The sequence below is a fragment of the Pseudorhodobacter sp. E13 genome (assembly GCF_003991405.1).
In the GTDB taxonomy this organism is placed as follows: domain Bacteria; phylum Pseudomonadota; class Alphaproteobacteria; order Rhodobacterales; family Rhodobacteraceae; genus Pseudorhodobacter.
Window position 1 is genome coordinate 48,370 of sequence record NZ_RPEN01000154.1, and the last position, 15,689, is coordinate 64,058.

15 protein-coding genes are annotated in these 15,689 nt (G+C 60.2%); 7 read left to right on the top strand and 8 right to left on the bottom strand.

The window, feature by feature from the left end; all coding sequences use genetic code 11:
- Positions 1–10 precede the first annotated feature (10 nt).
- From EGN72_RS08960 to EGN72_RS08985, 6 genes are all read right to left on the bottom strand, one after another.
- Positions 11–880: an ATPase gene (locus tag EGN72_RS08960; RefSeq protein WP_127046718.1), complete on the bottom strand. Its 870-nt coding sequence runs from the start codon at positions 878–880 to the stop codon at positions 11–13.
- A gap of 127 nt (positions 881–1,007) precedes the next feature.
- A complete protein-coding gene (locus tag EGN72_RS08965; protein ID WP_127046720.1) occupies positions 1,008–2,087 on the bottom strand; it encodes an OmpP1/FadL family transporter in 1,080 nt (359 codons plus the stop codon).
- Between the two features lie 96 nt (positions 2,088–2,183).
- Positions 2,184–3,107, bottom strand: coding sequence for a DMT family transporter (locus EGN72_RS08970; protein WP_127046721.1), 924 nt, complete (start codon positions 3,105–3,107; stop codon positions 2,184–2,186).
- A 105-nt stretch (positions 3,108–3,212) separates the two neighbouring features.
- Positions 3,213–4,193 (bottom strand): methyltetrahydrofolate cobalamin methyltransferase, encoded by a 981-nt coding sequence (locus tag EGN72_RS08975; protein ID WP_127046723.1) that lies wholly within the window; start codon positions 4,191–4,193, stop codon positions 3,213–3,215.
- Between the two features lie 15 nt (positions 4,194–4,208).
- A complete protein-coding gene (locus tag EGN72_RS08980; protein WP_127047001.1) occupies positions 4,209–5,135 on the bottom strand; it encodes a methylenetetrahydrofolate reductase in 927 nt (308 codons plus the stop codon).
- Positions 5,136–5,183: 48 nt separating this feature from the next.
- A complete protein-coding gene (locus EGN72_RS08985) occupies positions 5,184–5,480 on the bottom strand; it encodes a virulence factor (protein ID WP_127046725.1) in 297 nt (98 codons plus the stop codon).
- Positions 5,481–5,750: 270 nt separating this feature from the next.
- Here EGN72_RS08985 and EGN72_RS08990 point away from each other — a divergent pair, with 270 nt between their 5' ends.
- Positions 5,751–6,893: a Ppx/GppA phosphatase family protein gene (locus EGN72_RS08990; protein WP_127046727.1), complete on the top strand. Its 1,143-nt coding sequence runs from the start codon at positions 5,751–5,753 to the stop codon at positions 6,891–6,893.
- A gap of 12 nt (positions 6,894–6,905) precedes the next feature.
- Positions 6,906–7,652 carry an RlmE family RNA methyltransferase gene (locus EGN72_RS08995; RefSeq protein ID WP_127046729.1) on the top strand — a complete coding sequence of 249 codons (747 nt, stop codon included), beginning with the start codon at positions 6,906–6,908 and terminating at the stop codon, positions 7,650–7,652.
- Positions 7,653–7,723: 71 nt separating this feature from the next.
- Here the strand turns inward: EGN72_RS08995 and EGN72_RS09000 are convergent, their stop codons facing one another.
- On the bottom strand, positions 7,724–8,290 hold the full coding sequence (locus EGN72_RS09000; protein ID WP_127046731.1) for a DUF882 domain-containing protein: 567 nt from the start codon (positions 8,288–8,290) through the stop codon (positions 7,724–7,726).
- Between the two features lie 307 nt (positions 8,291–8,597).
- On the opposite strand from EGN72_RS09000, the gene EGN72_RS09005 reads away from it, so the two are divergent.
- The 4 genes from EGN72_RS09005 to EGN72_RS09020 are packed head-to-tail and all read left to right on the top strand — an operon-like array spanning position 8,598 to position 12,856.
- Positions 8,598–10,241 (top strand): murein L,D-transpeptidase, encoded by a 1,644-nt coding sequence (locus EGN72_RS09005; RefSeq protein WP_127046733.1) that lies wholly within the window; start codon positions 8,598–8,600, stop codon positions 10,239–10,241.
- Positions 10,242–10,286: 45 nt separating this feature from the next.
- Positions 10,287–11,357: a UDP-3-O-(3-hydroxymyristoyl)glucosamine N-acyltransferase gene (locus tag EGN72_RS09010; protein ID WP_127046735.1), complete on the top strand. Its 1,071-nt coding sequence runs from the start codon at positions 10,287–10,289 to the stop codon at positions 11,355–11,357.
- A 27-nt stretch (positions 11,358–11,384) separates the two neighbouring features.
- A complete protein-coding gene (locus tag EGN72_RS09015) occupies positions 11,385–11,651 on the top strand; it encodes an acyl carrier protein (protein ID WP_127046737.1) in 267 nt (88 codons plus the stop codon).
- Positions 11,648–12,856, top strand: coding sequence for a beta-ketoacyl synthase (locus EGN72_RS09020; protein ID WP_127046739.1), 1,209 nt, complete (start codon positions 11,648–11,650; stop codon positions 12,854–12,856). The genes EGN72_RS09015 and EGN72_RS09020 overlap by 4 nt, the downstream gene beginning before the upstream one ends.
- A gap of 133 nt (positions 12,857–12,989) precedes the next feature.
- Here EGN72_RS09020 and EGN72_RS09025 read toward each other — a convergent pair whose 3' ends face one another.
- On the bottom strand, positions 12,990–13,628 hold the full coding sequence (locus EGN72_RS09025; RefSeq protein WP_127046741.1) for an invasion associated locus B family protein: 639 nt from the start codon (positions 13,626–13,628) through the stop codon (positions 12,990–12,992).
- Positions 13,629–14,092: 464 nt separating this feature from the next.
- Here EGN72_RS09025 and EGN72_RS09030 point away from each other — a divergent pair, with 464 nt between their 5' ends.
- A complete protein-coding gene (locus tag EGN72_RS09030; RefSeq protein WP_127046743.1) occupies positions 14,093–15,658 on the top strand; it encodes a helicase HerA-like domain-containing protein in 1,566 nt (521 codons plus the stop codon).
- The last annotated feature ends 31 nt before the right edge of the window (positions 15,659–15,689 follow it).

Below are 15,689 nucleotides of genomic sequence, written 5' to 3' on the forward strand. Positions count from 1 at the left end.
AGCTTTGGATTTAGGCGGCACTGCTGCGGCGATCAAGGGCGGTGCCGATCAGGTCGATCAGGTCTGACGGGGATGTGACCCGGCCCACCTCATCCGCGGTGATGCTGACGCCCCATCGCGCCATGGCGGCATAGCGCGGTTGGCGGTGATCCAGCAGGCGGGCATAGCCATAGCGCAGGAAGGCATCGGGGTTCACCTCGGCCTCGGTCAGGCCTTGTTCGGACAGATAGTCGGTCCAGACCCGCAGCAGGAATTCCGGCTGGTAATACATGGGCTTGGGTGCGCGGTCAAAGCGGCGCACCAAAGCATCGCGATGCGCCTCGGACCCTTCGATCCAGACCAGCAGCAGATTGCGCGACAAGGCGGTCAGGATGGGGTCGGCGGGGTTGGACGGGTCCACCACCTCGCAGATAGAGCCGCCGCTGTCGCAGACGAAATTGTCGTAGCCATACAGATCGGCGGCGCGTTTGATGAAACGCTCGGTATCCAGCAGCGCCGATTTCTCGGCATCGCGGTGCTGTTCCTGCCGCGCGCAATATTCGGCAAAAGGCACGCCGCCCAGATCGGGGTTGCCGGGTTTGCCCAGATAGGTCGACAAGGGCGCGAGGTTTTCAAAGGTGATGTTAGAGGCGATATAAACGCTGTCCGTCATCAACAACTCGCGCAGCAGCGGCACTTTCATCGCCTCGCGTTTAAAGTTGTCGGCAATGAATTCGCCCATGTAGCGGGTGCCGATGCGGTAGTCGATGGAATAGTGAAACCACTGAGCTTCGTCGCGCAACATATTGGAAAGATGGGTTTTCCCAAGGCCCGACATGCCAAAGAGCAGCAGTTTTTTGGCCGGATCGTCCAACCATTCGCGGGCAGAAGTATAGATCAAGGTGGCCTCCGGTTCTTGTATGGGCTGTTGATAGCGCGGGCGCGGGCTGAGTTCACGCGAAAACATGCAGATAAGCAAAAGGCCCCGCGGGTTGCGCGGGGCCTTGTGGTGTTTCGGTTGCGTCAGATCAGAAGGAGTAGCCGACCTTCACGCCAACACCGACAGCTTTGTTCTTGGTGAAGACGCCCTGTGCGGTTCCTGTGGCGTTCAAAGCTGTGTTCGTATCGCCCAATTTCACATAAGACACACCGCCGGTGATCTTCATGTTGCCTTGGGTATAAACCGCGCCCAGCGTCAGGCTTTTCTTGCCATCGGTCGGGCCGAGGTTGGACGAAAATCCGCCGCCTGCCTTTTCATAGCCCACGGAGGCAGACACCGACCAGTTGTCGTTCAGCTTGCGGCCGACGCCAAGATTGAAGGTAACGGTGTTTTTGGCATAAGACACCAGCGGGCCGCGTGCTGCGTTGTAAGCCCGCGGGCTGATATCAAACTTCGACCATTCGACCCAACGGACCGAGCCGAAAACCAAGGTGTTTGCGGCAACGCCCGACTGGAATTCGAGGTTTACCGATTGCGGGGTGTTCACGGTGGTGGTTGATGGCAGAACGCCGTTTTCCAGTGTATCAACCTTGTGCTTGATCTTGGAGTTATAGGTCAGGGCCACGCGCAAGGCGATTTCCGGCTTTTCATAGGCAACGCCCAGAACATAGCCAACGCCGCCATCTTTCTTGCCGACAACTGTATAGCCTGCTGCGGGCAGGGTCGCCGTTGCTTCAAGCGTCTGATAGCGCAGACCGCCGTAGACGGAGATGTTAGACGCTGTCTTATACTTCAACAGACCGGTCAAGGAGAAGGAGTTCAACTCGGCCAGAGAACCGGCAAGCGGATAGCCGGTGCCGACAGGGTAGGAAACATCCGCGCCGAACGGCTGATCGACGATCAGCGCCGCGTCAAGATTGTCGTTGATGCTGTATTTCAGCGCGCCACCCAGTTGCAGATAGCTTTTGGCCATGTTGCCGGTTTTTGCGGCGGGGTTTAGGTTCAGGCTTCCCGAAACGTCGGGCGAAACATTGCCGAGCGAGAACTCGACGTAATTTCCCTTTTCGAACAGGACCGATGCAGATTGGCTGGAGCGTTCGACGCCGCCTGCCTGTGCTGCGGTTGCGGTCAGTGCGATTGCACCCAGTGTTGATACGATTTTCTTCATGGAAGTTCCTCCCCGAACTTGTCCCCTAACCGCGCGAGAGTGACATTCTGACGCGTTGAATATCCAAGCGATAGGCAGGCAAGGCCAACCGGTCAATCAGTTACGCGGCGTCATAGTTTCAGCGTGTGGCGATTGTTGCCGCGCTGCACGTTTTGACGCGGCATTGCTGGCGGTCAGGTTGATCGTGATGCCCGCCAGAATGAACCCGGCGCCCAGCAGCAGCCAAAGATTAACGCCCTCGCCATAAAGCACCCAGCCGATTGCGAAGGCCAGCGGCAGGCGCAGGAAGTCCACCGGCACCACAACCGAGGCCGGGGCGAGGGAAAGCGCTGTGGTCAGGCAGAAATGCGCGGTCAAGCCACACAGCCCGATCAGCACCAGCCAGGGCAGGGTTTGCGCGGTCGGCAGCGCCAGATCACCATCGTGCCCCGCCATCACCAGCCCCATGACCAGTTGCATCGCGGTCAGCCAGAACATGATCGACAAGATGCTTTCATGCCGGGTCAGGGATTTGGTGGCGATATTGGTGGCGGCAAAGCAGACCGCGGCAAGGGCGGCGGCCGCGATTCCGGGATCAAAGGCCGCGAAATCGGGTTGGGCGACCAGCAAGGTGCCCAGCAGGCCAAATCCGGCGGCGATCAGCTTGGGCCGCGTCAGCTTTTCGCCCAGAAACACCGGCGCAAGCAGGATGACCCAGATCGGAGAGGTGAATTCCAGCGCAAACACCTGCCCGAAAGGGATCATCGTCAAGGCCCAGAACCACAGGTTTTGCCCGCTGAAATGCGCGATATTGCGCAGAAGATGCCGGTGCAGGCGGTTGGTGCGGATCAGATGCAGGCGGCGGGTGCCCAAGGTGACGGCTGCCACGATGGTAAACCCCACGAGCGAGCGCCATGTCATGATCTCAAACGTGTCATGCACGCTGGAAACTGCCCGCCCCGCAATCGCCATCAGCGAAAAGGCGGTGATCGAGCCGATCATCCAGACAGCGGCGGCAAGGGGGCGATTGGTTTCCGTCATCCCGCCTTGATGACGTGGGCGCGGTGCTTTGTCCAGCGCTTGATCCAGCGTTTGATCCACGGGCCCAGACGCGTGGGCCCATGGGAGTTTTTTCGCAGAAATGCCTTAGCCCCGGCGACCGCCGCGGCGGCCACCACGGCCACCCGCAGCCCCGATAGAGGCAGAGGCTTCGGCAAAGCTCATGCCGCCTTCGACGGCTTCGATCACCTTGGCAAAGCGAATCCATTCGCCGCCATTGGCATCATGGTTCATCAGGAAGTTGGCGGCGCGGATCGCTTCCATTTCCTGCATGCGCACCGGGTTCATGATGGCGCTGGTCATGCCTGCGCCAATCGCCATGGGCAAAAACGCCCCGTTGATCCCGTGCCGCTGTGGCAGACCGAAAGAGATGTTGGACGCGCCGCAGGTGGTGTTGACGCCCAATTCCTCGCGCAGGCGGCGCACAAGGGTAAAGACCTGCTGCCCCGCCGAGCCCATCGCGCCCACCGGCATCACCAGCGGGTCGACCACGATATCATGCGCGGGGATGCCGAAATCGGCGGCACGTTCCACGATCTTTTTGGCCACGGCAAAGCGGACATCCGGGTCTTCGGAAATGCCGGTATCATCGTTGGAGATGGCCACAACCGGGACGTTGTATTTCTTGACCAAGGGCAGCACCAGTTCCAGCCGGTCTTCCTCACCCGTGACGGAGTTCAGCAGCGGGCGGCCTTCGGCGGCTTTCAAGCCAGCTTCCAGCGCGCCGGGAACCGAGCTGTCGATGCACAAAGGCGCATCGGTCACGGCCTGAATGCGGGTGATGAGTTCGTGCATCAAGGGTGGCTCGACAAAGTTATTGTCGGCATAGCGCGGATCTTCGGCCATTTTATTGGTAAACACCGCGCCGGAGTTCACATCCAGCACCGTGGCCCCGCAGGCAACCTGTTCCAAGGCATCCCGCAGCACGGTTTCGAAATTGCCGGCTTCCAGTTCCGCTGCCAGTTTCTTGCGGCCTGTCGGGTTGATGCGTTCCCCGATCACGCAGAAGGGTTCGTCAAAACCGATGATGACCGTTTTGCTTTTGGATTCAATGACTGTACGGGTCATAGTTCAACTACTTTCTTAAGCTTGAGACGCAGGGGTTGCGGCGTTTCCGCCGTTTTCGATGGCCCAGGTGGCGTTGGTCTTGATACCGCCCAGCGGGAAGAAATGCACGGACTGAATGCCAAAATCGGGGTGACGCGCCTTATGGGCGGCCAGTTCGGTGACAAATTCGGTCGGCTCATAGGGCAGCAGCAGTTTGGTCACATCCATCGCCCGCTTTTGCAACACTTTCAGCGAAGGGCCAACACCACAGGCAATGGCGAATTTGATCAAGGTTTGCAGCTTTGCGGGGCCCGCGACACCGATATGGATCGGAATGTTGATGCCTTCGGCGGCCAGACGGTCGGCCCATTTGATCACCGGGCCTGCCTCAAAACAGAATTGGGTGGCGATTGCCATCTTGGCGTCGGTGCGCTCGGAAAACGCCTGTTTCCATTTCAGCGCCTCCATCACCAGCTTGTCGCCGCCGTCACGGTCAATGTCGCGGTTGCCTTCGGGGTGGCCTGCGATATGCAGACGGTCAAACCCGTCAAACAGCCCGCTTTCCATCAATTGCATGGAACTGTCGTAATCGCCCGCAGGCGTTGCCACACCGCCGCCCAGCAGCAGCGCCTGTTTCACATCCGCCTCGCCCTGATAGCGCGCGATCCAATCGGCCAGCGTGGCACGATCCGGGATGATACGGGCCGGGAAATGCGGCATCACGTCAAAGCCTTCGGATTTCAGGCGCTTGGCGGTGGCGACCATGTCTTCAATCGGGGTGCCTTCGATATGGGCGATATAGACGCGGGTGTGCTGGGGCAGCAGGTCGCGGAAATTTTCCACCTTTTCGGCGGTGCGCGGCATCACCTCGATCGAATAATTCTGCAAGAAGGCTTCGACCTGCGGGGCCGTGGTATGGGCAGCAGGGGCGGCGGTTTCGCGCTTGAAATTAAAAAGGGCCACGACATTCTCCCAGAGTTTGTTGGTCACGGGTTTCTCATCCAAAGGGCGTCAGGCCCAGCCAGAATTTTCGATCAATTGCTTGATGCGCGCGGTGTCATATTCGGCTTCCAGCCGCGCGGCCTCGGCGCGGGCCACCTCGGCCGGTTCGCCGTCGACGGGGTAGGGATCGGCCTTGCGCCATTCAGCAAGGTAAAGATCGGCATCTTTCGCGCCGATTTTCATCGCGCAACGGTCAATCGCCTGTTCAAACCGTTCGGGCAATTGCACCTTGGAGCCAGAGCGCCCCTTGCCCACAATCACCTGCGCCGGAATATCCCGCCAGTATACAACCGTTACCTCTGGCATCCTGCGATTCCCCCTTGTTCCTCTTGGCCCCTTTTAGCGCGTGGCGGGGCGTCGCATTGACGTTTTTCGACATAGAAGCAGCATTGAGCGACCCCGTGGCGTTTCATAGCAGGGCCGTGCGCGGGGCGCGATGGGGGCGGGCTGTCATTCTGTTCAACTTCATTATGAACCAAAGCGAAACCCGACCCCGGCGCCATGCTTTGCGATCGGTGCTTGCGCGGGGCTGTGGCCGGGGGTAGCATGAGGGCAACCATGAATGGAGGGCGTAACATGACGCCCGAGCGTCCCCGGGAGGAGGGCGCGATCCCAGAGAGCCAAAGCGAGACCCTGAGCGAGGCGTCTCTGGTCGAACCGTCTGACTCCCCCGAAGCCGCCGGGTCAGCCCAGCTATATGCTGCGTTGGACCTTGGCACGAACAGTTGCCGGATGCTGATTGCCCGCCCGCGTGGCAGTCAGTTTCAGGTCGTGGACAGTTTTTCAAAGACTGTTCAGCTTGGCGTGGGGCTTGAAGCCTCGGGTCGGTTGTCGCGTGGGTCGATGGGGCGCACGATACAGGCTTTGCGGATTTGCCAGAAAAAGCTGGAAAAGCATAAAGTTAAGCGGATGCGTCTGGTCGCGACAGAGGCCTGTCGGCGGGCGCGGAATGCGCGGGATTTCATCCGGCAGGTGCGGCGCGAAAGCGGCTTGCAGCTTGAAATCATCTCACCCGAGGAGGAGGCGCGGCTTGCGGTGATTTCCTGCGCGCCGCTGGTTGGGGCCAATACCGAGCAATTGCTGGTGGTGGATATCGGCGGCGGGTCGACCGAACTGGTCTGGATTGACCTGACAGAGGTGGACCCGGCGGACCGACCGCGCGCGATCATGCGGCTGCATGCGGGGTTCAAGCCGCATGGGGCCGGGCAGGCGCGGGTGGTGGATTGGATTTCGGTGCCGCTGGGGGTGGCCACGCTGAAAGACCAGTTTGGCGATGTCGAAGATGATGCCGCGCGCTTTGCCCTGATGAGTTGGTATTTTGAGGAAAACCTGTCCAGCTTTTCGCCCTATAACCATGAAAACGCGCGGGACGGGTTTCAGATCATCGGCACCAGCGGCACGGTGACAACGGTTGCGGCGTCTTTCCTTGGGCTGAAACGCTATGACCGGGCCAAGGTGGACGGGTTGCGCATGTCGTCGGATCAGATAGATACGGTCATCCGCGATTATCTGGCCTTGGGGCCAGAGGGGCGGCGCACGGACCCGCGGATCGGGCGTGACAGGCATAGTCTGATCATGTCGGGGGCCGCGATCTTGCAAGCCTTGATGCGGGTCTGGCCGACGGACCGCTTGTCGGTGGCGGATCGGGGCCTGCGCGAAGGATTGCTTTACGCCCAGATGAGCGCGGATGGCGTTCTGGAAGAGGGGCCTTATGAATAACGGTGACAGGCGATGACCGAGAAAAAGACATCAGGCCGGGGCCAGCGCGATTTGCGGGTGCGGGTGAAAACGGCAAAGGGGCGCAAGCTGTCGTCAACCCTGTGGTTGGAACGGCAGTTGAACGACCCCTATGTGCAGCGCGCCAAGAAAGAGGGGTTTCGCGGTCGCGCCGCCTATAAGATTGCCGAGTTGGATGAGAAATACGGCTTTCTGGTGCCCGGCGCGCGGGTGGTGGACCTTGGCTGCGCCCCCGGTGGTTGGTGCCAGATCGCGGTAGAGCGGGTGAATGCGCTTGGCCAGAACCCGAAAAAGCCGGTTGGCACCGTGTTGGGCGTGGATTTGCAAGCGATTGAGCCGATCCCCGGCGCGCAGATCCATCAGCTTGATTTCCTGTCCGAGGAAGCGGATGGGCTGGTCAAGGGCTGGTTGGGCGGCAATGCCGATGTGGTGATGTCGGATATGGCGGCGGCCTCGTCGGGGCATAAGGGCACGGACCATTTGCGCATCATCGCGCTGGTCGAGGCGGCGCTGGAATTTGCCTTTGACGTGCTGGATGAAGGCGGCACCTTTGTCGCCAAGGTTCTGGCAGGCGGGGCGGAAATTGGGATGCAGACCGAGTTGAAGAAGAATTTCAAGAAGGTTGCCAATGTGAAACCACCCGCCAGCCGCGCCGATAGTTCCGAGAAGTTCGTGGTGGCGATGGGGTTCCGGGGGCGTGCGGCCAAGGCCGCCGATGACAGCGCCGGAGAGGATGGCTAAGGCCAACCGCTGCCAAGCATGAAAAAAGGCGCCCGATGCGGCGCCTTTTTTCTATCTTGGGTTTGGGGGAATTACCCGCGCCAGGTGCGGACCGGGCCGCAATCCATATGCACGAAATTCGACCGGCTATAGCTGCCAACACCGCCCGAGGCACAGGCCGCAGCCGCCTTGGACATCTGGCCGATAGAACGCGACTTCAACCGCAGGTCAGCCGCCTGGCCGCGCATGTGCAGCGAATTCTTGGCAACGCCGCGCGACTTGGACCGCAGCATGGCGTTGGTTTGCGGGCTGCGATAGCCCGACAGCATCATATAGGGTTCGGATACATCCATCATGCGATGGGCGGCAGCCATGATATCCACGGTGCGCGGGTCCATGCTGGTTGATGTGCCCGTGCGCCAGTCGCGCATGAAATGATTGATCTCTTTCAAGGCGTCTTTGATGTAATCACCATCCACCCAATAGATCGTGTCGATGCTTTCCCCGGTTCGGCCCGAATACATGCGGATACGTCGAATATCGCCTGCACCACGCAAGAAGCCAAAAGCGTTGCTGTATGTCGGTGCTGCAATCAAGGCCGTAGCCGCAAAAGCACCAAGCAGCCCACGCCGCGAGATCATCGGTGTTTGTTTCGTCATTCTGAGCGCCTGTCCCGTCGCTGGTATTCTACCGCCTTTAGGCGGTCTTCACTGCTACTTTCCCCAAGTGCACCGTCCTTATGGCACAGCTCGAATCACAACCCAAGCAGAGATTGACCGCTTCGGACAGTGTCACCCGAAATCGGCAAAAATTTGCTGAAAATGGGGGGAGGTCGTTAAAACTGTGGCAAAAAAAAGCCATGTGTCCAGAATGCGACAGTTTGTGGCCTTGCTGACGTCGATGTGAGTGGACTCACACAGGATATAGAATAGTTTTGAACGAGTTACGCTGCTGCTTGAGGATGTCATGGTAAATTCATTAGCGCTCCGGCCAGGTTTGGCCCGTGGGGCGAACGCAATTTTACTCTCATTGTTACTAACTGGTGCTGCTGCGGTTCCGGTTTTTTCGCAGACGAAAGTCTCTTTCTCGGTCTCGTCTGAAATCGGGGCCTTCAGCCAATCGGTGGCGGCAGCGGCGTCGGATGACAAAGCAATCGCCGATTTTTACCGCGAGTCGGGCTATGCCCCGATCTGGACCGGGCAGGGGCATGAATTGCGCCGATCCGCTTTGTTGAATGCTTTGGCGGGGGCGGGGGCCCATGCTTTGCCGGTGAACCGCTATGATCCTGCGGCGATCATCGCGGCGTCACGCGCGGCGCGCACCGAAGGCGACCGTGGACGGCTGGACGTGATGATGACCAAGGCGCTGCTGGATTATGCGCATGATGTGCAAACCGGCGCGTTGGAGCCGGGCAAAGTGCTGGGCCTGATCAAGCGCGAGGTGCCGTTGCGCGACCGCCGCGCCAATCTGGAAGCCTTTGTCGCGGGCGAGCCGGTGGCCTTTTTGAAAAGCCTGCCGCCGCGCACCCAAGCCTATGCGCAACTGATGCGCGCCAAGTTTGAGCTGGAACAGCGGCTGAACGCAGGCGGCTGGGGCGAGAAGGTGGCGGCGCAATCGCTGAAACCGGGGGCAACCGGCCCGGCGGTGTTGCAATTGCGCGACCGTCTGGTCGCGATGAATTACATGCCCCGCAGCGTGACCGCCACCTATGACGCCGCGATGCAAAAAGCGGTGCAGGCGTTTCAGATTGATATGGGGCTGGAAGCCGATGGCGTGGCCGGGGCTGGCACGATCGAACAGATCAATATCGGCCCGCAAGAGCGTCTGGAAGCCGTTGTCGTGGCGATGGAACGCGAACGCTGGATGAATATTGACCGCGGCAGCCGGCATATCTGGGTCAATCTGACCGATTTTACCGCCAAGATCGTCGATCATGGCCGGGTGACATTTTCAACCCGTTCGGTCATCGGCAAATCCACCGCTGATCAGCAGACGCCCGAATTTTCCGACCTGATGGAATATATGGTGATCAACCCGACGTGGAATGTGCCGCGTTCGATCACCACCAAGGAATATCTGCCGATGATGAAGCGAAACGCCAATGCGGCGGGGCATCTGAAGATTTATGACAGCCGGGGCCGGGTTGTGCCGCGTTCTGCCATCAATTTCGCGGCTTATACCGAACGGACCTTCCCCTATTCGATGAAGCAGCCGCCCTCGGACGGGAATGCGCTTGGGTTGGTGAAGTTCATGTTCCCGAACCCCTATAATATCTATCTGCATGACACGCCGTCCAAATCGCTGTTTGCGCGTGAGGTGCGGGCCTTCAGCCATGGCTGCATTCGTCTGGGCGACCCTTTTGATTTCGCCTATGCGCTGCTGGCGGCACAGACAGAGGACCCGGTGGGCCTGTTTCAGAAACATCTGAAAACCGGTCAGGAAACCAGCGTGAAGCTGGAGGTGCCGCTGCCGGTGCATCTGGTTTATTTCACCGCTTATCCTTCTGCCAAAGGCCGGATTGAATATCGGCGTGATGTTTATGGGCGTGACGCGACGATTTTCCGCGCGCTGCAAGAGGCCGGGGTGGTGCTGGGGCCGTATCAGGGCTAAATCCTTCGACAAGGGCCGCGTGGCCCACGGAAGAAGGAGCCAGAGATGGGCTATACAATAGCAGAAATCGCGACAGCCCTTGGCGCGGAGGCGGCGGGGGATTTGTCGCTGGTGATTGATGGCGCGGCAGAGCCTGCCTCGGCGGCGGCGCATCATCTGGCCTTGGCGATGGACCCGAAATATGCGGGCGGTATTGCCAAGGGGGGGGCGCTGGCGGGGCTGGTCTGGCAAGGCGCGGATTGGCAGGCGCTGGGGCTGAAGGCTGCGATTTTCGCGCCGCGCGGTCGACTGGCGATGGCGGGTTTGTCGCGGATGCTGGACGCGGGGCCACACATTGCACCGGGCGTGCATCCGATGGCCGTGGTGGACCCAAGTGCCGTGATCGGTGCGGGGGCGGCAATCGGCCCCTTTGTGGTGATCGAGGCCGGGGTGACGATTGGCCCGAACGCGCGGATTGCCAGCCATGTCTCTATCGCGGCGGGGGCGCGGATCGGGGCAGAAGCGCTGATTTTGCAAGGGGCCAAAATTGGTGCGCGGGTCACGATCGGGGATCGCTTTATCTGCCAACCCGGCGCGGTGATTGGCGCGGATGGGTTTTCCTTTGTGACGCCAGAGAAATCCGGGGTAGAGGAAATTCGCGAAACCTTGGGCCAGCGCGAAGGAATTTCGGCGCAAAGCTGGACGCGGATACATTCACTTGGCGCTGTAACCATCGGGAATGATGTGGAAATCGGTGCGAATGCCTGTATTGACCGTGGCACCATCCGGGACACGATCATCGGGGATGGCACCAAGCTCGATAATCTTGTGCATATTGGCCATAATGTGCAGGTGGGGCAGGATTGCCTGCTGTGCGGGCAAGTGGGCATTGCCGGGTCCAGCCGGATCGGCAATCGCGTGGTTCTGGCCGGGCAATGCGGCGTGAATGACAATATCTTTGTCGGCGATGATGTGATCGCGGGCGGGGCCACCAAGATCTTTACCAACGCGCCCGCCGGGCGGGTGCTGCTGGGCTATCCGGCCGTCAAGATGGAGACACATCTGGAAATGCAAAAGGCCTTGCGCCGTTTGCCCCGGATGATGAAAAATATGTCACAATCGGCTGATAAAGACTGAGCTGTGCGGGAGGCGAAAGGGCAAGGCATGACGGTTTCGGTTGCAGAGCGGATACGGGCGATTCTGGCAGAGCAGGCGGTGCTGGATCTGGCCGATGTGACGCCTGAAAGCACGCTGGAAAGCCTTGGGATTGATAGTCTGGGGCTGGTTGAGGCGATTTTCGCGATTGAAGAAGCCTTTGATATTTCGGTTCCGTTCAATGCCAATGCGCCCGAGGACAGTGCGTTTGATATTTCAAGCGTTGCGGCGATTATCCGCGCGGTCGAGGGGCTGATCGCAGCGCAGGCCGCATGAAACGGGTGGTGATTACCGGGGCGGGCACGGTCAACGCGCTGGCGCAGGATGTGCCGGGCACTTTGAAAGCCTTTGCCGAAGGGCGCTGCGGCATCACCGAGCTGGATATCCGCGACAAGGACAGGCTGTCGATCAAGATCGGGGGCCAAGTGCATGGCTGGGACCCGGAGGTGCATTTCAACCGCCAACAGATTGTGTTGTTTGACAAATTTACCCAGTTCACGCTGCTGGCCGCGCGTCAGGCGGTGGCGCAATCGGGGCTGAATTTCGATGGCCGTCTGGGCAATGAGGCGGGTGTGGTGTTGGGCACGGCCGGGGGCGGTGTGAACACGTGGGATGAGAATTACCGCGCCGTTTATGAAGAGGGAAAGAACCGCGTGCATCCTTTTGTGGTGCCCAAGCTGATGAACAATGCCGCGGCGAGTCATGTCTCGATGGAATTCAACCTGCGCGGCCCCAGTTTCAGCGTGGCCACCGCCTGTGCCAGTTCCAACCATGCGATGGGGCAAGCCTTTCACATGGTGCGATCAGGGATGAGCCGGGTGATGCTGGCAGGTGGGTCGGAATCAATGCTGTGTTTCGGCGGGATCAAGGCGTGGGAAGGCTTGCGCGTGATGTCGAAAGAGGCCTGCCGCCCGTTCAGTCTGAACCGGAACGGGATGGTGCAGGGCGAGGGGGCTGCGGTGTTCGTGTTTGAGGATTATGACCATGCCCGCAAACGCCGCGCCGAGATTCTGGCGGAGGTGGTGGGGTTTGCCATGACCTCGGATGCCGCCGATATTGTGATGCCATCGCGCCAAGGGGCGGCGCGGGCGATTGCGGGGGCGTTGCGGGATGCGCGGATTGACGCGTCAGAGGTGGGCTATATCAATGCGCATGGCACCGGGACCACGGCCAATGACAAGACCGAATGCGCGGCGGTGGCAGATGTGTTTGGCCCGCAGGCGGATCATCTGATGATCTCGTCGACAAAATCCATGCATGGGCATCTGATTGGCGGCACCGGCGCGGTGGAGCTTTTGGCCTGTATCATGGCGCTGCGCGACGGGATCATTGCGCCGACGATTGGATATGAGGAGCCAGACCCCGAATGTGCGTTGGATGTGGTGCCGAATGTCGCGCGTGAGGCGCGGGTGGAGGTGGCGATTTCCAATGCCTTTGCCTTTGGCGGGTTGAACGCGGTTCTGGCCTTGCGCCGGGCGTGACAGGGGGCGGGGGCGCTGCCCCCCTGCGCCTTATGGCGCATTCACCCCGGGATATTTTTACCGAAAAGAAAGCAGACAGAAAAACGCCGCGCTGTTGAAGGCGCGGCGTTTTGATTGGTGTGGTTGGCGCGGCTTAGTTGCCGTTGGCTTTGTTCACAGCTTCATAGCCTGCGGTGAAGCCAGAGAGAGAGACGGTCAGTTCGACCTTTTGGTCCGGGGCCACGACCGGAACGATGGTCAGCTTCGCCTCATTGCCCTTTTTGAAACCGTCCACCTCTGCCTGGGTGAAGCCCACGCGCGCGATGCAGCCGATGTTGGAGCACCATGAAAACGGGTATTTGCGGGCTTTGCCGGTATCGACCACCATGGTCAGATCGGCTGTCAGCAAGGTTTCCAGCGGCACGATGACCGTGGCACCTGCGGCGGCCTCCTGACCTGCGGGCAGGCCGAAGATCGAGATTTCAGCGACAGCGTTGTCGTCGCTGTCTTTCAGCAATTGGTAAAGCTGGCAAGGATCGGCGCCATCTTCGGTTTTGACGCAGCGCTGTTCCCAGCTTCCGAAGCTTTCGGCGAGATAGGTGGTGCCGACGCCATCTGCCGGTGCTTCTTCGCCTTCGGTCTTGCCCATGGACAGGCCGTTGGTGGTTGGCGCATCGCCTTCAACCGGAGCGGCGGGCGGAGCGGCGGGCGTGGTGTCTTGTGCAAAGGCGGCGGTGCCGATCAGCAGGCAAAGGGCCGTTGCGAGAAAAGGGGCAGTTTTTGTCACAGACATTCGGATCGTCCTTCATTGGTCTGCCCCCGACTATCATGGGTTTAGCGGAAAGTCAGGCCCGAAATGCAGGGAGGTGCCGCAAAACCCGGCAGGACTTCGCCCATGAACGCAATGACTTGAAACAGGCTGGGGCAAGGCGGAGTAAAAGAAAAAGGGCCAGCGAACCAGCCCTTTCCCATGAATTTTTTTGCTCCCTGTCGGACTGGCCGACTTCATTGAGACGAACGCTACGGCGTAATGAACGGGGCGTCAACAGGGAATTTGTGGCGGCGCGCGCCATGGCGGGTGAAAAAAACCGCGCCTTTTCAAGGGCGCGGCCAGTCTAACAGGGAGGAAGTCACACCAAAGGCGGCAAGCTGGCCGCTTTGGTAAGAACGACTCTGGCACAGAACGGTTAACAATGTATTTTGATCGCGTTGGGCAAAGTGCGAGGGCTTTGCATCCATAGGTTGAAAGGGCGTTCAGTGTCAGAAGCGGGCAAGATTTTCGTTGGGGGCGGCGGTGAGGGGTATGGCATCCCGCAGACCCTGTTGTTGGGATATGGCAACCGGCATGGTCTGATTGCCGGGGCGACCGGGACGGGCAAGACCGTGACGCTTCAGATTCTGGCCGAGGGGTTTTCGGCGGCGGGTGTGCCGGTGTTCATGTCGGATGTGAAGGGGGATTTGTCAGGGATTGCGCTGCCGGGATCGGAGCAGCACAAGCTGCATGGCGCTTTCCTGAAACGGGCGGAAACCATTGGGCTTGACCTAAAATATGGCGCCTCTCCGGTGACGTTCTGGGACCTTTACGGCAAGCAGGGGCATCCGATCCGCACGACGGTGGCCGAGATGGGGCCTTTGTTGCTGTCGCGCCTGCTGGAGCTGACGGAGCCGCAGGAAGGCGTGATGAACGTGGCCTTCCGGCTGGCCGATGAAGAAGGGCTGCCGATGTATGATCTGAAAGATCTGCGGGCCATGCTGACCTTCATTGCGGAAAACGCGGCCGAGATCAGCACAACCTATGGTTTGGTGTCGGTCAGCTCTATCGGTGCGATTCAGCGGCGTTTGCTGGTGTTGGAGAATCAGGGCGGTGAGAACCTGTTCGGGGAACCCGCGCTGGACTTGGCCGATATGATGCGGGTGGACCCGGATGGGCGCGGGCGGGTGAATATTCTGGCGGCCGATCAGTTGATGGGGGCGCCGCGGTTGTATTCGACGTTCCTTTTGTGGCTTTTGTCGGAACTGTTTGAGGAATTGCCCGAGGTGGGCAACCCGGACAAGCCCAAGCTGGTGTTCTTTTTCGACGAGGCGCATTTGTTGTTTGACGGTGCGCCCAAGGCGTTGGTCGATAAGGTGGAACAGGTGGTGCGGCTGATCCGGTCCAAGGGGGTGGGGATTTATTTCATCACGCAGAAACCGGCGGATGTGCCGGATGATGTGTTGGCCCAGCTTGGCAACCGGGTGCAGCATGCGCTGCGGGTGTTCACGCCGCGTGACCAAAAGGATTTGAAGCTGGCCGCGCAGACCTATCGGGAGAACCCGCGCTTTTCGACAGAAGCCGCGATCAAAGAGGTGGGCACGGGCGAGGCCGTGACCTCATTCCTGGAGGATAAGGGGATACCGGGCGTGGTGGAGCGCACGCTGATCCGCCCGCCCAGCAGCCAGTTGGGGCCGATTGATGCGGGTGTGCGGGCGATGCTGATGGCGGGATCGCCGGTCGCGGGGAAATATGAGGCCGAGATTGACCGCGATTCGGCTTATGAGCGGTTGAAGGCGCGGGCCGAGGCGGCGGCGAAAGAGGCCGCAGAGGCCGAGGCCGCAGAGGCCAAAGCCGCGCAAGAGGCCAAGGAATTCCAGATCGACGCGCGCGAGTTCAATTCGGCGCGGCGGTATGACGGGGGCCGGGCCGAGCCGAAAAAGACCAGTCGCAGAAGCAGTTCGGATTCGGTGGGGGAGGCCTTTGCCAAATCCTTTGCGCGGCAATTGGGGACCAAGAGCGGCCAGGCGATTGTGCGCGGGATTCTGGGGTCTTTGTTCAAGCGGCGCTGAGGGGCCACTCGTTGCTCGCTGCGCAGCGCGC